Source organism: Peribacillus sp. RS7 (assembly GCF_041956845.1).
GTDB lineage: Bacteria > Bacillota > Bacilli > Bacillales > DSM-1321 > Peribacillus.
The window spans coordinates 4,138,766-4,158,409 of record NZ_CP168135.1 but is presented as its reverse complement, the minus strand read 5'-3'; the positions used below and the strand labels follow the sequence as shown (position 1 = coordinate 4,158,409).

The window sequence follows — 19,644 nt, the reverse complement described above, 5'->3', positions numbered from 1 at the left end:
AAAAAAAACACTCCTTAATCTAAGAAGTGACTGACGATTGACCCTTAGACAGTGATTGAAATTGAAAAAAATTCATTTTTATATCGAATCATTTATCATAACGGCATAAATTTAGAATAAGGATTTTACAAAAGAAAATAGTCATTTTCTAAATATTTCTATCCAAAAGAAAAATAAACTTGCACAATTTGTTCTACCTTCGGCTGGAGTGTTTAACAAGTTACTCATAAGAGGAATTACAGACAAGGATTAAGTGAATTACAGAATTCCAATTCATTATTAAAAAAGGGATAAATTTAATATCTTCCTATCAGTAGAATGGTTTGTTAAATAAAAAAGAAAACGTCTGCACACAACCCTGTCAAGTAGACAATAAAAAAAGAGTAGTTCAAGCTGCGGCCTTTTCCTGGTATTCAATCGGGGAAAGGCCGTTAAATCTTTCTTGGAAGCGATCGGTATTGTAGAAGTCTATATACTCCTGAATAGCTATATAAGCTTGCTCTGCTGTTTTTGGGTGTACCAAATACTTCCTCCTTTTTCATAAATTAAACCTTCCATAATTTTCCCAATATCCTGTTTTGTTACTCCATTAACCTGCCCATTTAGTTCATTAAGTAAAAAAGCCAACAAATGGCAGCTCCGAATCTCAACTAAACCAGCTAATATGATGTCAATATCTTTCTCTAAAATTTCCATTTCCCTTATGATATACTATTTTTGACCATGCCAAATAACCCTCCAAAACCCTTTTGAAAGGATTTTCCTCCGTTTCACAAAACCGTTAATTAGGCTAAATCTAGGAATGTTTCTTTTCTCTTTAAATGAGCGTAAATCCAATGAAGCAACTTATTCATACAGGCAACGATTGACACTTTGGCAGGTTTTCCTTCTGTTTTTTTCTTATCATAGAATGCTTTAAGCTTTTTGTTCCTTGAACTTCTTATGCCGCATAGTACGGCAAGATACAGAGAATGACGTAGTCTGCTCGAACCTCTTTTTTAATGGTTGCCGTAAACTTACCCAATGAGTGAACACTTGGATCTACTCCAGAGAAGGCAACCAGTTTTTTCGGATGATTAAACCGATCGATTTCACCAATTTCAGAGATAATCGTGTCTGCGATTTTTTCTCCGATACCGGGAATCGATTGGATGATCTTATATTCTTCCAGTTCATTTGCCAGGGCCACTATTCGATCTTCTAAATCAGAAAGGTTTCCCTGATAATGAAAAAGCAACTCCATATACATACAAAGATTGATTACGTGACTTTCATACACGTTTTTTTGGAATGGATTTTCTAGATGCTGATTCCATTAGTTTTTGGCTTTCCCCCACGCCCAGTGACCAGATCGGCTAGGACAGAACTCCATAACTCTCTCTGCTAGTTTACTTTCTCCGGCTGTTAATATCGCCTCTGAGGTAGGATATTGCTTTAACATCGATAAAGAAACCTCTGAATATATATCCTAATTTGTTCCGTTACTTTTATTAAAATCTTGCAATAGCATTTGATGTTCTAGTCCTCTCGCTATTTTTTCACCTCAATTTTCTGCTGTAAAACCTTCGACTTTATATCAAATCCACACGCCTAAAAACTCTTTTCCCATTGCAGGGTGTAAGTCTATCCATCAAGTTACTGGTGTAGATTGTCGGTATGCTGCTCTAGCTTTCTACTATTTCAATAACCAACGTTTAAATAGAAAATACTCTGGGGACTCATCTCCAGAGTATTTTCACACTATTATAAATATATATATTTATTTAACGGCTTCTTTTAATTCCTTACCTGGTTTAAAAGCTGGAACTTTAGAAGCAGCAATGCTTATTTCTTCACCAGTTTGTGGGTTTCGGCCAGTTCTTGCTGCACGTTCACGTACTTCAAACGTACCAAATCCAATTAATTGGATTTTTTCTTCCTTAGCAAGGGTGTTAGAAATCGTTTCAAATAACGCATCAACTGCTTTTGCAGCATCTTTTTGTGTCAGTTCAGCTTGTGTTGATACAGCTTTCACTAATTCAGTTTTATTCATTTAGACACCTCAATTTTATAAATATACTATAGACCCAAACATAACATATATCCCCTTTGTTTTCCACTTCAAGGAAGGAAAGAAACTGGACTGACTGTTAATAATCAGTATTATGTAAACTAAAATGAGCTCACTTTTCTGTAACCTTATATTGAGCATAGTAAACAGAGCAAACCACAAATGTTGAACTTCCGTACTTGGACCTGTAAATTCAATTCATATTCATTATTGCATCCTGCGAAGGAATCCCGAAACGACTATTATAATACTCCTAGACCACAGTTTATAAAAAAGCAACCGTTTTATATCCAAACGGTTGCTTTTTTTCATTGCTATAAACGATTCCAAATTCTCTTTAAATCTATTGGTACGAATACTTTATCCCCATGTGTTTCCTTATGTATGATGAGATGTGAAAAGTATGGTTCTAAACTTAACCCTTCTGTTTTATGTCTAGCTGGATTTATTGATGATAGGAGCCCATTCAGTGCACTTAGACCATTAGATTTAAATCTCCACACACATAACATACAAAGAACTTGAATATCATTTACAGGCATCATACTCAATGAAATTTAATTGATTGAAGTAGCATACAGAAAGTGATGGAGCATTCGCTCCTTCACTTTCTGTATTATGGCACATAAATCGAAGAATAGTCTTGGTCTAAGACTCTCAGATGAACTTTTCCACTTTATTTAAGGGCAGTTTTATTATACTTATACCTTGGCTAAAAGCTCCAAAGGTTTACTGAGCTTTCTTGAAAAGATTGCCTAATCAAAAAGGAGATAGAGCAACATTTTGGTCTAGATCATATTTAAGCAAAAGTTGCAGTACTAAAATACTTGCTTTATTATTTAGGGTATAGTATATTAATTGACACATCAACTATTGAGCTATCAATTATTTTGTCTAACGTATGAAAAGAGGGTGTTTCTTGACGAATTCATGTTCTAATGAATCTTTTATTTTATATATAATGAACTGCCTTAACAAACAGATAAGTTCAAAATTTGAAAGTTGTACCGGCATTAGTCAATCAAGACATGATATCTTATATCAGCTTTATCAAGTTGATGAAATTAGTCAAACAGCACTTCAAAAAGAGGTTAACATTGACGGTGCAGCGATTACCCGGCATTTAAAACAACTTGAAGCGACTGGGATGATTTTAAGACGCAAAGATCCGGAGGATAATCGATTTACTCTTGTCTGTCTTTCAGATCATGGTCGCAAACAAATTATTCTCTACCAAGCTGAAAAGGCTCGTTTTGTCACTTTGATGCTTAAAGATTTTAAAGAAGAAGAACGTCAAGAGTTAACAGATATGCTGACACGCATTCAAAAAAATATAAGCCAAGTCTAACACTTGATTCGTTACAATTTGAAATGAGAATAACTATAAATTAAACTACTAAAGTTAAAAAGAGGAGACTAACAACTATGACTACTACAGCACAATTAACAAATGATTTCAAAGAAATTGTCACTGGACGCCGCTCCATAAAAAATTACGACAAATCCGTAACAATCAGTAGGGAAGAAATGGAGGAAATACTTACCTTAGCGACACTTGCTCCTTCTTCAGTTAATATGCAACCATGGCGCTTCCTTGTAATTGATAGTCCTGAGGGAAAAGCAACACTTGCACCTCTTGCTCGCTTTAACCAAAATCAAGTCGAAACATCTTCCGCAGTAATTGCCGTATTTGGTGATATGAACAATTTTGATAACGGCGAAGAAATCTACGGTAAAGCTGTAGATTTAGGGCTTATGCCTTTAGAAGTAAAAGAAAACATATTAGCCTCATTTGCTGGATATTTCGAAAAAATCACTAGTGAAGAAATGAAAGAGGTCGTTCTAGTTGATGGTGGTCTTGTATCCATGCAACTAATGCTTGCCGCTCGTGCTTATGGCTATGATACAAATCCAATCGGTGGCTATGAAAAAGACCAAATCGCAGAAGCTTTTGGATTAGATAAAGATCGATACGTACCAGTTATGCTAATTTCAATCGGTAAAGCAGCAGATAATGGCCATCAATCAGTTCGTCTTCCAATTGATAAAGTCGCACAATGGAAGTAATGTAATAAAGAATCCATTCATTAAATTTCAACCGAGTATGTTATTTTTACTATAATTATATATTAAGTTTATTATGCTTAACAAAAGAGAGGATGACGTTTAATGATTATCATTCATGCCGTATTCAATATTAATCCAGCAAAACAAGATGCATTTCTAGAGGAGATTCAACCGCTAATCGTAGCTTCAAGAGCGGAAAGTGGAAATGTTTCTTACACTCTTCACAAAGCTACAGAAAAAGACAATGAATTTACAATGGTTGAAGTTTGGCAAGATCATCTAGCGGTTGAAAGCCATAATTCAAGTGAGCACTTCACCTCGTTTGTTGGTAAAGCTAAAGAATTCCTCTCTTCACCTTTAAATGTTAACGCATTTGAAGGACAACCATTAAAATAATGAGTTAAAATGTATGGGATTTCCTATATCCCATCTTATAAAACAAAGAGTTGCTGCTTCGGTAAAACAAGCTGCAACTCTTGTTTATTTCTATTCCATTTTCTCGAACATCACGCGCTTATTCGGCGTACATAATCTGTGTGACAATTTCCATGGAAAGAGGAATGCAAATAGTTCCATTTATTTATCGAATTCAGTTTTCCAAAGCATCCGCCAATGTTGTATTTCTCGGTTCTTCTTTATTTTGCTTCTCCATTAAATTGGAGATTTCGTTGTTTGACACTTTTTGATTTTTGTTGTTAATTATTTTGATGTTCATGCGAATTCTAAAAGGAGGGCTGAAAGTGTATATGCTTCATTCACCCAGGATGGGTATCATCCACCATGAAGCGAAATATCTAGGGATGGCCGGCTAATTTTTTGACGATTTTCTTCTATTATAAAATAATCTTTTTAAAGTCATTTTCATACTCTTTAACTAGTTTATAAAAAGACGTCTTTTTAACCCCTAATTCCGACATGGCTTTAACAGCTGTCATCTCTCCTACTTTCCATAAATCATAGACTTCTTTAAACTCTTCCGTTACTTGAGCTTTCGGACGCCCGAAAGGCACACCTTCAATTTCTTTTAGAAATTCTAAAAAATGCTCTAACTCCTCTTTGATATGCTTCATTGAAAAGCTCTTCCCATACGGTTTAGATTGATCTAAGAATGCCTGTACTTGACTCTCTCCTTTTGCCACATCCAGATCAACAACTGGATTCATTATCTTTACTTCCTCTACTTATTAACCATTTACCCCTAGTCCTCCATGTAGTGTCATAGCTTCGCTTGTTATACGAGATCTGCCTCCCAACCAGCCTCAAACATGTTTCTACAAGTAGGGGGCGGACAGTTTAGTTCACGGGATCAAGCCCCACGCACCCGTACGTCCTACCCTGGCTACTGATATAATAGATTCTATTAAAAAAAGGTCAACCAGTAAAATAAACTGTACCCTTTGTAAAAGACGTTAAAAAAAGACGACTCTTTTATCTATCGAAGGTGACCTTCTATTGCTTGGCTATTTCTAAGTTCCAATAAACTCTCCAATTTTCTCTTCACTCTCTGCAACGCATTATCTATAGACTTGGCGTGAGTATTTAATTTATTAGACATTTCTATATAGGTAAGGTCCTCTAAGTAAAAAGCCAAAACCTTCTTTTCTAACGGACTTAGAACCTCAGATAATTTTAATTCCAAATCATCAGCAGATTCTTTATCAATCAATATCGCAACGGGATCAGAAATAACGGTGTCTGTCGTTACTTCCATAAGAGTATGGCCCGGATTTTCTTCATATATAGGCATATCAAGCGAAATAGAAGAATTTAACGGAGTATGTTTTTGACGAGTAGCTGCCTTGATGGCTGTAATAATTTGCCTCGTGATACATAGTTCTGCAAACGCTTTAAAATAAGATTGTTTCTCGCCATTATAATCCCTAATGGCTTTGAACAATCCTATCATCCCCTCTTGGATAATATCTTCTTTATCTGCCCCAATTAGGAAGTACTTGTTAGCCTTAACCTTTACAAATGATTGGTATTTCTTCAAGAGAACTTCTAATGCCTCCATATTTCCTTGTCGGACTTTTTCTATTAATACTCCATCTTCTAAATTAGCACATAGGAATGACGGCTTTACTTCGATAGCTATACTCACTCAAATCCCTCCAGCGGCTGCATTCAGTTGAGCCTTGTTGTTTAAACAGACGACCATTTTATATGCGATAAATTACCAGTTTATTTAATAATAACCTATAGCAACCTCTGATGATATTAGATTATTTCGACAATTAACTACATTCCTATACACCTTCGTTTAGTTTGAAGGAACCGTTTACACCTTTTTTTAGGCTGTTTTCTAAAAGATCGTTGCTCTAAGGATAAAAAACTAACAACTTGAATTTTATGGTAAAATATAAGTGACCTTATTCAATAACGGGCAGTTTAATGGAGTTGCATTCTTATTAATTATTATCTTATTTTTTACAAGAAGAAAGTAATTATCGATTAAAAGTCTTTACCGCGTAGTATAAACGGTGAACACAAACTGCTCCCTTGAAAAATAATAAGGACTAACCAAATTGATTAGTCCTTATGAAGAAGGAATTAATTGTTGCCAAGTTTTTCTTGGTAATAACTCCAAGCTGAAATTGCCCACGCCGTTGTTATTTCACCAACAAAAGATAGTAGTCCGACAACAAGTTCCATAGTTATCAACTCCTTCAATAGTATTATATGTGGTGTTTTTAATTCGTTTCCTTTTTTTGTGTCACAGTTGGAATACACTACGCTTCTCGAACTAACCTCCATCAATAAACTAAACACAATCTCACGATTGCTCTAGAATTCTTAGGATTTCATAGTCATATCATTAACCGTTATCTATGTAAGCTCGGCATTACTCCTCAAGGATAGGGATTTATCGAAAAAAGTGTATGCTAAACTAGCCAATTATAGGAAAAAATTAGTTTAAGCAATGTCATGATCGCACTTTTGGATATCCACATGTCTCATGGAGGTCAACCCTCCCATGTCTCACAGAGTCGATGCTCCTCCATTCCTTCGTTCAACCTTTCCAGAGGTGGATGTCGGTCATGCTGCCCCACAGGATCTAAGTCCTCACGTTAGTTGCTTTGCCGACTAATCCGTGCTTCACTTTTAAATAAGTGTTAATTAAATGACCGTGTAACCTTAAAATTCAATGAACTATGCGACTGTTCGATGGTCTACAAATGTTGCCATATGAGGGATATCCTTTAACATCTTGTCTTCTTGAAACGTAAATTGTTTTTTACCGATTGAAAACAGAATTCGAATAAGCTTGTTACACAAAGCTATCAGAGATTGCATTTTCTTTAAGGGATTGTGAGAACGTGTTGTGTAATATATATGAAGAGCTTTAAAAGCCTTGTTCTTTGCCACCAGTATCATGGCTGCCCGGAATAAGAGAGCCCTTAATTTCTTTCGTCCCCGTTTGGTAATCTTGGTCTGACCTTTGTGCTTTCCGGATGTGTTTTCTTTTAAACTTAAACCTGCTAATTTTACGATTTGGCGAGGATGTTGATAGTCTCTGAGGTCGCGACCTCTGCGAAAAAGCCTGCTACTGTATCTCGACCGATTCCTGACACCTCTAACATCTGTGTGACACCTGGGATATGGTCTAATAACTGATCTAATTGATGATCTATTTCTTCGAATTTCATTTGAATAAAATCATACTTCTCTAGTAAAGCTCTCAACTCTAATTTCGCCATAGCTGCCCCTTGACGAATACCAATCGAACGATTGGCTGCTTCTTTAAGTGCTCGTATCTTCTTTAAGCCTATACTGCGTTTTACCACTTGTCTTAAGGAAAGTAAGAGCTCTTCATCCGTATAATTTACAAGTTCATGTGGCAAAGCTTCTAGCTTTAGAAAATGAATAGCTGCCTTGCCTTCCCAACTTTTGAACACCGTCAAAAATTCGGGAAAGTAACGATCAAGCCAGTTATGAACTTGTCCCTGAACGACCTGTAAATCAACGTTGAGAAGATCGCGAAGTTTTTTGGCCACTCGAGTTCTGCATAAATTCCTCGTGGAATTGTTGGTTCGGCGTATCTTCCGTCTTTGACTAACTGTGCGATGACTTTTGCATCTTTCACGTCATTCTTTGTAGGTGAATTATCGTCTAATTCTTTACTTCGTTTAACATGTAGTGGATTGACAGATACGAACTTAATATTATTCTCTTTTAGAAAATGAGCTAGATTTAACCAGTAGTGACCGGTTGGCTCCATGCCTACAATCACTTGATTTAACTTACACCCTTTAACAAGTTGGGTAATCCAATCTAGAAACGAATGAAATCCTGCTTTCGTATTTTCAAAGAAACACGTTTTACCTAGTTCCAATCCTCTAAAATCCTGTGCTCTCGCGACATGATTGTGCTTGGCTATATCTACTCCGACAATTAAGGTTTCAGAAGTAATTTGAGAGATTTTATGATTTTGGTTATAATTCATTGTGAGACCTCCAAATAGATGTATTGTCCTTTTTAGCTGGGCAGCTCAGGACACATTCATCTTATCAAGAGGTCTTTTTTCGTTCAAACCTCATTTTCAGTTATTACAGGAATGCTGCCCCGTCAGTTCAATAAGAAAATCAACAAGTTCCTTTAACATAGCCATTGTTTAAATATTGCAAAGCACCCTTTAGACAAAATAAAAAGCACTAACATTTAATTATAAGAAGACCAACATGGAATAAGTTGATGGTCTTCTTTTTAACCTCCATCATTAGCTGAATAAGCAAAAGGCTTTACCTACAGTTCATTGAAATATTAATTATTACAAGTAAATTGTCCTGTAATACGTTTAAATGCTGCTCTATCCGCCACCAATACGCCACCAATTGAGTAAATAATATATTATGAACTATATCTTTGAAAACAAAAAAAGACCCAAATCCCTGTTATATCAAGGATTTGAGCCTTTGGTAGTTGATGACCTGTGAGGGATTCGAACCCACGACCCCTTCCCTGTCAAGGAAGGAGTAATGTGCCTCAAGACACGATCCCTATCCAAGTTTTCACAGCCGTCGCTAAAATCAAGAGAGCAAGTATGACTTGCAGGACTTTTACATTCATTTTTTTACCGGCCATTGCCCCAAGCGGAGATGCAATTAAACTAGCAACAACCATGATTAATGCCGGATAGTAATCAACTTGTCCCGTTGAGATTTTCCCTACTGTTGCACCAATGGATGAAATGAATGTGATGGCTAAGGAAGACGCTATCGTTACCCTTGTTGGAATTCTTAAAACGATGAGCATGATGGGAACTAATAGGAAGCTCCCTCCAGCCCCGACTATACCAGCACCTAAACCAACGATTAAGGCAAGGATGGCCGCAAGCCATTTGTTAAAGGTAACTTGATCCAAAGGAATGTCATCTATGCCTTTCTTCGGAATGAACATCATGACAGCCGCTATCAACGCCAAAATGCCATAGACGATATTCACTCCGTTTTCCGACATCGATTGTGATCCAAAACTTCCAATAACACTACCTATTAACACGCTGATCCCCATATAGATAATGAGCGTGTTATTCAAATGTCCGCTCTTCCGATAGCTCCATACCCCTCCGATGGAAGCGAATAAAACTTGTACGGCACTTATACCTGTCACATCATGGGCACTGAATGCCACTAAACCAAAGATGGGGGGAATAAACAGCAGCATTGGATAATTTATTATCGAGCCACCGATGCCGAGCATTCCAGAAACGTATGATCCTATAAAACCAATCAAAAAGATGGTCATGATAAAGGTGATATCCATTGTAAGTGCCTCCCTTAAAAGAAGGGAACCCTAATGGTTCCCTTCTTTTTATCAGCCTTTTCTGATCCAAAATTTCAGTATATCATTTTCTTCTGCCGTTTCCATCAGTTCATGGCCACCGGATCTTGACCAAGCCGCCAGGTCGGCTTTAGCTCCTTTATCGGTTACATGAATTTCCAGCACTTGCCCGGTTTGCAAATCATTCATGGCTCTTCTCGTTTTAACAATCGGCATTGGACAAGCTAGTCCCTTAGCATCTAATACTTTATCTGAATGCATTTTTCATCTCTCCAATTTTTCAATTTTTTATTAAACTTAACGAACGGCACAGCGATTTGGTCCGATTTCCATTTCGCGCTGTTTTTCATCATCAGGTTCAATTTTCCCCATATTGGTTTCGCGAATTTCTTGATAAGCGTTTGGTTGAGGCGGTAAATTACCTGTTACCAGCGCTCTGAATTCCGTTTCATCGGCAATGTTCAATCCATGATTGTCTGCAAACAGCGCACCCAACTTTTTAGCGACACTTCCGTCTTCATTCAATTCATCGATGATCATGAAATGAGATGGCAATACGATTAACTCGTCTGATAATTCCCTATAACGTGTATACAGTGTTTCTCTCAAGTCTCCAACCCAATCCTCAGCCAATCCAGCTAGGTCCGGTCTGCCAATGGAATCGATGAATAGTATATCTCCGGAAAGCAAGTATTTTTGATCGACCACAAATGAAGTGGATCCAATGGTATGGCCCGGGGAATATAATGCTTGGATATCAAACGATGTATGACCAATCGTTATCACTTTACCGCTTTCTAATGGCTGATATTCAAAAGTTACTTCAGCCGCATCTTTTGGCGGCAGCCAGTAAGCTGCATTTGTTTTTTCCGCTATTCGTCTTCCACCTGAAATATGATCGGCATGTAGGTGCGTATCAAGAACATGCGTAATTTCCACCCCGATATCATCGGCGAAATCAAGGTATGCACCAATCATTCTAGTAGAATCAATAACGGCAGCTTCACCATTGGAAACGGCCATGTAAGATAAACAGCCCTTACCTAGTCGAACAAATTGGTAAATTTCTCCCCCCTTGGTCAACTCGCCGATTTTCACTGGTTCCAAGTGTTCACTCCATGCTTTCATGCCGCCCTTTAAATAAAAAACATCCAATCCAGCTTCAGATAGCATTTCAGCTACCATAATAGATGAGCCTTCCTTTGCACATACTACCAGGATTTCTTTATTGGACGGAATTTGATCGAGAATTTCTACTACGCCATCCAGTAGATCGAAGTAAGGGATATTGAGAAATTCAAAGTTCTGTCCATCAATTTTCCAATCATTAAAGTCACTTTCATTTCGAACATCCAAGATGAATAAGTCCGTTTTATTGATTACTTTCTTTGCTACCTCAGCGGCTGTCATTTGCTTAAACGTCATCTTTCATACCCCCTATAGTATTTAATATTTCAAAAATTTTTACCTTCATTAAAAGGTTAATGTAACATCAGCAACTATAGCGAACTCTAAAAATGTGACCGCTCCGCCCACTTCGATGCCGTCAACGAAAACTACTTTTTCCATGCCCAAAACGTCCATGGTCATTTGACACACCCTTTTATTCATTTACGGATTTTTGTATAGGACCACTCCATTGTCTCATGCCAGGTTCAACATTGAATACCTGTTCAAATCCAGCTGCCATCAGTTTTTGTGCAGCAAGATCACTTCGGCTGCCAGTTCGGCAAATCACGAAAATCTCTGACTCTTTATCCAGTTCACCCATACGTTGTTCCAATTCACCCAATGGTAGGGATTTAGCTGCAGGAATATGATTAAAAGCGTACTCTGCAGATTCTCGTACATCCAGGATGATCGTATTTTTATTTTCTTCCAATACTTGTAGAAGTTCTTCATTTGAAATTATTTTTTCATGCTTCTTCAATTCTGTTTCTTCTCCGCTTGCTTTCCGAAGATAATGTTTTAGTGTGGTTCCTTCTTCAACGGTACCCAAATATTGATGACCTGTACTTTCCGCCCAGGCTTTCATATCGACAGTTGACCCTTTATCAGTCGCTTGAACTTCCAGCACTTCCCCTGCTTCCAATCCGTTCATGGCTTTTTTCGTTTTTACGATTGGCATTGGACAAGCTAAACCTTTAGCATCCAAAACGGAATTTGTTTTAATCATTTTTATTTCCTCCTTTCATTAAAATAGGAGTGGGGGTATATTTAGATTTAAAAATTATTCTATGGGACCTTCCCATTCATTCATACCTCCCATCATGTTCACCACTTTATATCCATGATCCTCTAGTAACTGTGCAGCCCTTGAACTTCTTCCCCCTGATCGGCAGACCATGATATACTCGTTTGATTTATCCAGATCCTGCATTCTAAATTCCACTAGCCCCAACGGGATATTCAAAGCATTTGGTATTTTCCCTGCCTTTACTTCATCGACCTCCCGCACATCAATAATATGGACTGGCGAGTTTCCCTTCAATAATGCCTTCACTTCATTCGGTAAAATTTCTTTCATCTTTTGGAGACCCTCCTTTTATTAGCGCCAAGAACTCATGCCGCCTTTTACGTTGGTGACTTCTTTAAATCCGAGTTTTTTCAATGCTTTACTTGCATGACTGCTTCTCATCCCGCTTTGGCAGATCACAACTACTTCTTTATCTTTTGAAAGTTCTTGCGCCCTCCTGCCAAGATCGTTTAAAGGTATATTTCTAAAGTCCTTAATGTGGTTGCCCCTATATTCATTAGGCGTACGGACATCAATGAATTGCTTATCACCTTTGTTATTCAACTCCGCTTTTAACTCAGTCGCATTTATATTTTTTATCCCCTTTACCGGGACAAATCGCTGATATAGAAACCAAACGATGACACCTAATATGATGATATTAAATATAGTTCCCATTTAGCCTAATCCCTCCTGTACCCATATTTAAATAAATAAGTTTACATTTCCATCCTCTGCTTCAGCTAAATAAGCCGCAACACCAGCATACTCAATTCCATCCAATAATTCCTCTTGCTGCAAGCCCAATAAATCCATTGTCATCGTACAGGCTATTAGTTTGATTTCCTGTTCTTGGGCCAACTCAATTAAATTCGGGAGTGACATGGCGTTATGTTTTTTCATCACATGTTTGATCATTTTGGGACCCATTCCAGCAAAGTTCATGTTGGATAGACCCATTTTGTCAGAACCACGGGGCATCAATTTTGCAAACATTTTTTCAAGAAATCCTTTTTTTAATATCATCGACTCATCTTTCCTTAAAGCATTCAATCCCCAAAATGTATGGAAGATGGTCACTTCATGATCGTAAGCTGCCGCACCATTGGCAATGATATATGCAGCCATTGCCTTATCATAATCACCACTAAATAAAATGATCGTCGTTCTTTTCTTTTCAGTCATATATGTGTTCCCCCTGAATGATATTTAATTCAAACCTTCATTCACTTCCAATGTTTTGCCATTTACCTTCTCGATGCCAAATTCTTTTACCTGCTTTTAATCAGTAACTCAACCGCTTCATTGACTAGATGTTCAGTGCCTTCGCCTTTCTCGACGTTTTCCCGAACGCATTTCTCAAGATTGTCACTTACAATAACGCCCATGGTCCTGTCGATGGCATTACGTGAAGCAGATAACTGAATGACGATTTCCCTACAATCTTTCCCCTGCTCCATCATTCCAAGAACACCTTTAATTTGTCCTTCAATCCGCTTCAAGCGATTAATGACGCTTTTATCATATTCCATACTCTACCCACCCATCTATTTACAAAGACAATCACTAATCTCATAACTGGTTACCTTAATTCCTTTGCCAATTAAGAAGTGCAGCCGCAAGTTCACTTCCAATTTATCAGAAGCAATTACATGAATGTTTTCATATGGGATTACTTCATTAAAACGTTTTAAATAGGCACAAGGAACATTCAAAACCTCCTTATCGACATCATCACGCTCATGATTAAAAGCCCTTATATCCAATAAAATGGCATCCTTTACTTCATTCTTTTGGCAAGGAATGCCCTTAACAGGTACATATCATTTATACGTAAACAGGACCAAAATAACGAAGATTATTATAAGCAATGACTAGAATTGTGCGCTTTACTCGTGAGTTTGCACGTTTTACTCGTGAATTTGCACGTTTTACTCGTGAATTTATGCGTTCTTAACTTGTGAGTTCATATTATACCTATGGGGGTATATTGTCAAGCCGTTTAATTCATACTTTTATTAAAATAATAAAAGCCACCTAGTACGGCAGCTTTCACTAATTACTTTAATTCTTCAATTATTTCAGCACCATAAGAGTTGTCGATTATACAGCGCCATGTACCCGTGGAATCCTTTTTAAATACATATGTCGCGGTTCTTTCCATAGAGAATTCGGAATCGTCTTTTTGATTGGCACTAAGCTGGGCTTTTGCCACAACCAATGCCGTATCACCCGTTTCGATTATTGCCATCTTTTCTTGATTGACTATTAAACTATGATTAAAGTAATCAGCGATAGCAACGAATGCCCGACGTATTTCTTCTTTCCCTTTTGCGAATGTTCCAGGTTTGACAATTAAAGTTGCATCCTCTGAATAGAATTCCATCAAATGATCGAAATCCTCGTTATTTATTGCCCTGTCTGCATTTTTTATGACATGTTCCAGTTCATGATTTTGCATATTCACCCTCCTATTCCACCTCTCGCACATGAGACCCGACTAATACTAATGGATATTCGACTGCCTTGTTGGGTTATCCTGCTCATAAAGTGAATAAGAAAAATAAACAGTGTAATGAACAGTAAGAATGAAATACAGTGGTGCCATCTCTTCTATGTTTAAGATTCAACTCACGACATGAACTGTAAATTTCAGGAAATGACCCTGGTATCACGAGAGAACCCGTCCGCACTTCCTCTAGATATACTTCTGCCCGTACTATTTTCAATTGGTGCTTGAGTTTTTTGCTACCATCATAATCCACTGTTTTTCTTTTCCAACGTTAAAATTTTTCCAAAGATATAATTTTAATTATTCATTAAGACTAGAAGATCGCCTATACTTTACGCTTTTAACAATATGTTCGTAGTCATCCCTTGAAAATGGCTTCCCTTCAGTTTCCTCGTTAAATAAATATTGCCGAAATTCCGGTCCGATTTTTTCTAAAAAAAATAGCGCACCCTGCCTAGTTCTGGATAATTCCGTAGTATGGCGTGATGCTTCTGATTTCGGTCAAATATTAATAAATTGATAAGAAAAAGGACAAGTGCTATTACAACAAATGCAACAGTAATAAATGAGATGATAATTAATCGACTTGCGATATCCATTTTACCCAACCTAGTTATGACTATTGAGGTTCATTTACTTGAACCTGAATTTCTTTATACAGAGTTGCAAATGTTCGAATTGGTTTTAATATACGCAAATACATAATTTCTAGTAGGCAAAGCCAACATATAGGGAAAGAAATTGAAATGGTCGAGGAGGGAATAATTTGAAGGCATCTGATTTGTTTGTAAGATGTTTAGAGAATGAAGGGGTTCAGTATATTTTTGGGATACCTGGTGAGGAAAATACAGATTTTATTGATTCTCTAATAAGCTCTGATATTAAATTTATCTTGGTTCATCATGAACAAGCTGCAGCTTTTATGGCAGACATTTATGGCCGGCTAACTGGAAAGCCCGGCGTCTGTTTGGGCACATTGGGACCGGGTGCAACTAATTTATTGACAGGGATAGGAAGTGCTTATCTGGATTATTCCCCTGTTGTTGCGATTACTGGTCAGGCGGGCCTTGATCGAATTCATAAGGAGTCGCATCAATATGTGGACATTATTGGGGTTTTTAATGAAGTAACGAAATGGAATCAACAAATTAAGGTGCCGCATACGATTCCGGAAATTATCCGTAAAGCATTTAAAACTGCAGTCATAGAAAAGCCGGGAGCTGTTCATATAGAACTCCCGGAAGATGTGGCGATGATGGATACAGAAGGTGAACCTCTTCCGGTTACACCAATGCCTAGATCCCGCCCAGCCGAGGAAGAAATCAAAAAAGCCGTCGATTTAATAAATCGTGCTAAAAAGCCTATTATTCTAGCTGGTAATGGCGTAGTCCGCGATGGAGCTGCTGAGTCCTTACGGAAATTTGCAGAAGAGAAGCAAATTCCCGTTGTGAATTCGTTCATGGCCAAAGGAGTTTTACCTTCTAACCATCCATTGACCCTTTTTACAGTAGGGATGCAAGCAAGGGATTATGTTCTATGCGGGTTTGATTTGGCTGATCTTATTATCACCGTCGGCTATGATTTCGTCGAGTATTTGCCAAAGTATTGGAACGATGAGGCAATGAATCCGATTATTCATATTGATGCTCGACCGGCTGAGATTGATGCTTATTACCCCGTTCAAGCTGAGTTGGTCGGGAACGTTACGGAGGCACTCGAAGCCTTGACCACTGGTGTAGCAAAAAAAGAGCTTTGGAAAGAAGTGAAAAAGTTAAGGTCTCAGATCATTGAAAAATTTCATTCTTCTGATGATGTATCAGGAAGTCCTATTATCCCTCAGCGAATTATCGCCGATTTGAAAAGGGCGGAAAAGGGTAATGCGATTGTCATTTCGGATGTGGGTGCCCATAAATTATGGATTGCCCGGATGTATCAGCCGGAAATGCCTAATCACACTATCATTTCCAATGGCTTTGCATCGATGGGAATTGCCATTCCCGGAGCAATCGCAGCCAAACTGGCAAAACCTGATAAACCTGTCATTGCGGTTACAGGAGATGGTGGATTTCTGATGAATGGGGTTGAATTGGCAACTGCAAAACGTCTAGGTCTTGCTTTCGTGATAGTCATTTTCCATGATTCAAAATACGGCCTAATTGAGTGGAAGCAATTGAATAAATTTGATCGTACGAATGCGATTGAATTTACAGACCCAGACTTTTTAGGATTCGCAAAAAGTTTTGGGGTTAAAGGAGTGAAAGTAACCCACTCCGATGAATTGCTTCATGCATTAGAAGAAGCTATTTCGAGTCAGGAAATTGTCTTGATTGATGTGGATGTCGATTATTCGGAAAATGTAAAGCTCTCGAAAACACTAGGTGATTATATTTGTAAATTATAAAAGCAGATATTATTGGAGGGATTTCAGATGAAGAAAAAGTGGCAATTGTGGATTGGTGGTAAATGGCGGGAGGCTAAATCATATGAGCCATTATATAATCCCCATTCAAACGAAGAAATTGCACAAATCGGACAGGCTGAACCAGCGGATGCCGTTGAAGCGATTGTTGAGGCCAATGCCGCTTTTCAGAAATACCGATCCTACCCGGCTCATGCACGAGCAGAAATTTTATTTAAAGCTGCAGCAATCATGGAAGAACGCAGTGAAGAACTTGCGAAAATCATTTCTCTAGAGGCGGCGAAAACGATTCGAAATGCTCGTGAAGAAATGAATCGTACGGTTCAGACCTATCGTTTTGCTGCAGAAGCGTCAAAGAACAATTATGGAGAACAAATCCCGATGGATGCGGCAGTGGGTGGGGTAAACCGTTTTGGCTTCACGGTTCGCACCCCGATTGGCGTCGTTACAGCGATTACCCCATTTAACTTTCCATTTAATCTGGTCGCCCATAAAGTTGGTCCAGCTATTGCGGCTGGAAATTCGATTGTGTTAAAACCTGCCGAACAAACCCCGTTGAGTGCACTGGTTCTTGCCGATATTTTTAAAGAAGCAGGGTTGCCAGATGGAGTATTGAACATCATACCGGGCAAAGGGGATGTTTTAAGTGAAGCCTTGACGACCCATCCACATGTAAAAAAAGTGACTTTCACAGGCAGTGTAGAGGTCGGACACCTTATCCAGCAGCAGGCAGGCTTCCGTAAGCTTACCCTTGAACTCGGATCCAATTCGCCGTTCATCATTGATGAAGGAGTCGACATCGATAAAATTATTCAAAGAAGTGTGATGGGTTCATTTACGAATAATGGGCAGGTGTGTATCTCGATTCAACGAATTTATGTCCACAAATCACTATATCAACAATTTTTAGATCGATTCGTAAGTACAACAAAACAGCTTGTCATCGGTTCCCCACTGGAGGAAAGTACAAATATTACAGCGGTTATTTCAAAAAAATCATTGGAACGGTTACAAAGTTGGATTGACGAGGCAGTACAGGAAGGAGCAAAAATTGAGTGCGGCGGTACAGTGGAGGGCAATGTACTATTGCCTACCGTCTTAACCAATGTAAATCGTGACTCAAAGGTATTTCGTTTCGAAGTATTTGGTCCAATTGTCTGCATTTACCCATTCGATACGTTGGATGAAGCCATCAATGATGCAAATGATTCGCGCTACGGATTGAATTCAGGAGTGATGACACCGAGTATAGAACGAGCTTTTTATGCGGCGGAACGATTGGAAACAGGTGGAGTCGTAATCAATGATATCCCAACTTATCGGATTGATAATATGCCTTATGGTGGCTGGAAGGACAGCGGTGTTGGCCGAGAAGGCGTCAAATATGCGATGCATGAAATGATGGAGCAAAAGTTTATCAGCTTTAAAATAAGCGACAAATGAACATAGGGGAAATTATAAACCCGTAGTATATGAGACGGCGATATCTTAAAGATTTCGTCTTCTTGTTTTGTCGTAAATTAATGTTTTTATTGTATTATTAATGGGCACAATCAGAAATTATTATTTCCTTAACGTTGCAAATCCGGATTTTCCTGCCTGTACCCCTATAGGGTTAACTCATCGCTGTTATTTACAATAAATCATTCAGCCTGGCAAATCCAGCCCGCAAAAAGTGCAGGAGAATAAAATCTTGAAAGTGGTAAGTCGTCAATTGTTCCATGAAAGAGTCTGACGCGACTTTCCAAGCCTAGCTAAACTACTTTATTTTCAGCAATCTTAAGCATCTTTTCAAGAGGATCAACTCCAATGAATGATCATTTTGGGTTAGATGGTCCCCATGCCGAATTTCATTTCCGCCACCTGCACCGATCACAAGCAGTGATGCCTCTTTTTCGCCCAATTTAATTCGATAATAAGATTGAACCATCTCAAATAAGGTATCATATGTGGGAACCATTGTTTATCGCCTCCATCGTTTGATTATGCAATGCCCGACAATACTCACCTGCCCTATATCTTTATTAACAGCAGGCATCCCGGCATTTTGGATGACTATTCAAGAGGGTCCCAACATTTCACCCCATGTTTAAATTAAGTGTTTTACAGACACTTAATATCTATAATTAGTATAAAAAATTAGAATCATAAACCTTCATGATTCTTTGTTGATTTGATTTGTTTAGCAATATCAATAATATATCTATTATTTAGTTCATCCTTCATCTTTTTTTCTGCTTCAATCATCACATTTTCAATTAAACAATCTTCATTATTAAAAACCTCATGTTCCAATGAACAATTGAATAAAGTTGCCTTACCTTCGATTGCATGAATTACATCTAAAAAAGAAATCTCATGAGATTGTCTTACTATACTATATCCGCCATTAACACCAGGATTAGATTCAATTAGTCCTGCTTTAACAAGCTTTGTTAAAATCTTAGAAAGGTATGTTGGTGAGAGCTCCTGTAATTTGGCTAATTGTTCTACTCCAATAGACTTTCCCTTTGGAGTTATAGTTAAATATACCATTGTGTGTAAAGCATAATTTGTGGCTCTTGAATATTTCATGGTTT

General features: G+C 38.0%; 20 protein-coding genes and 5 pseudogenes. 5 read left to right on the top strand and 20 right to left on the bottom strand.

What is annotated here, in order from left to right; genetic code table 11:
* Nucleotides 1-388: 388 nt before the first annotated feature.
* The 4 genes and pseudogenes from ACDZ29_RS20910 to ACDZ29_RS20895 all read right to left on the bottom strand — a co-directional run.
* Nucleotides 389-526 (bottom strand): annotated as a pseudogene (locus ACDZ29_RS20910) (IS3 family transposase); the annotation flags it as partial.
* Entirely contained in the window at nucleotides 487-696 is a 210-nt protein-coding gene (locus ACDZ29_RS20905; protein WP_370014651.1) for a hypothetical protein, read from the bottom strand. The gene ACDZ29_RS20905 and the pseudogene ACDZ29_RS20910, both read right to left, overlap by 40 nt.
* Nucleotides 697-785: 89 nt before the next feature.
* Nucleotides 786-1,468 (bottom strand): annotated as a pseudogene (locus ACDZ29_RS20900) (transposase); the annotation flags it as partial.
* A gap of 291 nt (nucleotides 1,469-1,759) precedes the next feature.
* Entirely contained in the window at nucleotides 1,760-2,032 is a 273-nt protein-coding gene (locus tag ACDZ29_RS20895; RefSeq protein ID WP_207441015.1) for an HU family DNA-binding protein, read from the bottom strand.
* A gap of 937 nt (nucleotides 2,033-2,969) precedes the next feature.
* Between ACDZ29_RS20895 and ACDZ29_RS20890 the strand changes: the two genes are divergently transcribed.
* The 3 genes from ACDZ29_RS20890 (at nucleotide 2,970) to ACDZ29_RS20880 (ending at nucleotide 4,513) form a co-directional block, all read left to right on the top strand.
* On the top strand, nucleotides 2,970-3,398 hold the full coding sequence (locus tag ACDZ29_RS20890; protein WP_056529680.1) for a MarR family winged helix-turn-helix transcriptional regulator: 429 nt from the start codon (nucleotides 2,970-2,972) through the stop codon (nucleotides 3,396-3,398).
* A 77-nt stretch (nucleotides 3,399-3,475) separates the two neighbouring features.
* Complete coding sequence (locus ACDZ29_RS20885; RefSeq protein ID WP_375088543.1) at nucleotides 3,476-4,117, top strand: nitroreductase family protein; 642 nt, start codon at nucleotides 3,476-3,478, stop codon at nucleotides 4,115-4,117.
* Nucleotides 4,118-4,219: 102 nt separating this feature from the next.
* On the top strand, nucleotides 4,220-4,513 hold the full coding sequence (locus tag ACDZ29_RS20880; RefSeq protein ID WP_289324658.1) for a putative quinol monooxygenase: 294 nt from the start codon (nucleotides 4,220-4,222) through the stop codon (nucleotides 4,511-4,513).
* A gap of 617 nt (nucleotides 4,514-5,130) precedes the next feature.
* Here ACDZ29_RS20880 and ACDZ29_RS20875 read toward each other — a convergent pair.
* The 14 genes and pseudogenes from ACDZ29_RS20875 to ACDZ29_RS20810 form a co-directional block, all read right to left on the bottom strand.
* Nucleotides 5,131-5,280, bottom strand: a pseudogene (locus ACDZ29_RS20875) (IS110 family transposase); the annotation flags it as partial.
* Nucleotides 5,281-5,549: 269 nt separating this feature from the next.
* The gene (sigH, locus tag ACDZ29_RS20870) at nucleotides 5,550-6,218 is read right to left on the bottom strand and encodes an RNA polymerase sporulation sigma factor SigH (RefSeq protein WP_289324656.1); all 669 of its coding nucleotides are present in this window, start codon (nucleotides 6,216-6,218) and stop codon (nucleotides 5,550-5,552) included.
* A gap of 1,049 nt (nucleotides 6,219-7,267) precedes the next feature.
* Nucleotides 7,268-8,561: pseudogene (locus ACDZ29_RS20865) on the bottom strand (IS110 family transposase).
* 539 nt (nucleotides 8,562-9,100) lie between these two features.
* Complete coding sequence (locus tag ACDZ29_RS20860) at nucleotides 9,101-9,880, bottom strand: sulfite exporter TauE/SafE family protein (RefSeq protein WP_375088542.1); 780 nt, start codon at nucleotides 9,878-9,880, stop codon at nucleotides 9,101-9,103.
* A 51-nt stretch (nucleotides 9,881-9,931) separates the two neighbouring features.
* Nucleotides 9,932-10,159: a sulfurtransferase TusA family protein gene (locus ACDZ29_RS20855; RefSeq protein WP_375088541.1), complete on the bottom strand. Its 228-nt coding sequence runs from the start codon at nucleotides 10,157-10,159 to the stop codon at nucleotides 9,932-9,934.
* A gap of 36 nt (nucleotides 10,160-10,195) precedes the next feature.
* Nucleotides 10,196-11,323, bottom strand: a complete 1,128-nt coding sequence (locus ACDZ29_RS20850; RefSeq protein ID WP_375088540.1) for an MBL fold metallo-hydrolase — start codon at nucleotides 11,321-11,323, stop codon at nucleotides 10,196-10,198.
* Between the two features lie 48 nt (nucleotides 11,324-11,371).
* A pseudogene (locus tag ACDZ29_RS20845) lies at nucleotides 11,372-11,494 on the bottom strand (DsrE/DsrF/DrsH-like family protein); the annotation flags it as partial.
* A 7-nt stretch (nucleotides 11,495-11,501) separates the two neighbouring features.
* Complete coding sequence (locus tag ACDZ29_RS20840) at nucleotides 11,502-12,074, bottom strand: sulfurtransferase TusA family protein (protein WP_375088539.1); 573 nt, start codon at nucleotides 12,072-12,074, stop codon at nucleotides 11,502-11,504.
* A 54-nt stretch (nucleotides 12,075-12,128) separates the two neighbouring features.
* Entirely contained in the window at nucleotides 12,129-12,425 is a 297-nt protein-coding gene (locus ACDZ29_RS20835; protein WP_289316842.1) for a rhodanese-like domain-containing protein, read from the bottom strand.
* 21 nt (nucleotides 12,426-12,446) lie between these two features.
* Nucleotides 12,447-12,812, bottom strand: a complete 366-nt coding sequence (locus ACDZ29_RS20830) for a rhodanese-like domain-containing protein (protein ID WP_375088538.1) — start codon at nucleotides 12,810-12,812, stop codon at nucleotides 12,447-12,449.
* Nucleotides 12,813-12,839: 27 nt separating this feature from the next.
* Nucleotides 12,840-13,319 (bottom strand): DsrE/DsrF/DrsH-like family protein, encoded by a 480-nt coding sequence (locus ACDZ29_RS20825; protein ID WP_289324642.1) that lies wholly within the window; start codon nucleotides 13,317-13,319, stop codon nucleotides 12,840-12,842.
* An 86-nt stretch (nucleotides 13,320-13,405) separates the two neighbouring features.
* Complete coding sequence (locus ACDZ29_RS20820; RefSeq protein WP_370014639.1) at nucleotides 13,406-13,666, bottom strand: metal-sensitive transcriptional regulator; 261 nt, start codon at nucleotides 13,664-13,666, stop codon at nucleotides 13,406-13,408.
* 15 nt (nucleotides 13,667-13,681) lie between these two features.
* Complete coding sequence (locus ACDZ29_RS20815) at nucleotides 13,682-13,900, bottom strand: hypothetical protein (RefSeq protein ID WP_375088537.1); 219 nt, start codon at nucleotides 13,898-13,900, stop codon at nucleotides 13,682-13,684.
* A gap of 293 nt (nucleotides 13,901-14,193) precedes the next feature.
* The gene (locus ACDZ29_RS20810) at nucleotides 14,194-14,595 is read right to left on the bottom strand and encodes a YybH family protein (RefSeq protein ID WP_375088536.1); all 402 of its coding nucleotides are present in this window, start codon (nucleotides 14,593-14,595) and stop codon (nucleotides 14,194-14,196) included.
* 817 nt (nucleotides 14,596-15,412) lie between these two features.
* Here ACDZ29_RS20810 and ACDZ29_RS20805 point away from each other — a divergent pair.
* Together ACDZ29_RS20805 and ACDZ29_RS20800 are read left to right on the top strand one after the other, a co-directional pair.
* Nucleotides 15,413-17,047: an acetolactate synthase large subunit gene (locus ACDZ29_RS20805; RefSeq protein WP_375088535.1), complete on the top strand. Its 1,635-nt coding sequence runs from the start codon at nucleotides 15,413-15,415 to the stop codon at nucleotides 17,045-17,047.
* 27 nt (nucleotides 17,048-17,074) lie between these two features.
* Nucleotides 17,075-18,508 (top strand): aldehyde dehydrogenase family protein, encoded by a 1,434-nt coding sequence (locus ACDZ29_RS20800; RefSeq protein WP_370014636.1) that lies wholly within the window; start codon nucleotides 17,075-17,077, stop codon nucleotides 18,506-18,508.
* A gap of 316 nt (nucleotides 18,509-18,824) precedes the next feature.
* Here ACDZ29_RS20800 and ACDZ29_RS20795 read toward each other — a convergent pair whose 3' ends face one another.
* Both ACDZ29_RS20795 and ACDZ29_RS20790 read right to left on the bottom strand, forming a co-directional pair.
* Nucleotides 18,825-19,025: a hypothetical protein gene (locus ACDZ29_RS20795; RefSeq protein WP_375088534.1), complete on the bottom strand. Its 201-nt coding sequence runs from the start codon at nucleotides 19,023-19,025 to the stop codon at nucleotides 18,825-18,827.
* Nucleotides 19,026-19,210: 185 nt separating this feature from the next.
* Complete coding sequence (locus tag ACDZ29_RS20790; protein WP_289316855.1) at nucleotides 19,211-19,639, bottom strand: Rrf2 family transcriptional regulator; 429 nt, start codon at nucleotides 19,637-19,639, stop codon at nucleotides 19,211-19,213.
* Between the last annotated feature and the right edge of the window lie 5 nt (nucleotides 19,640-19,644).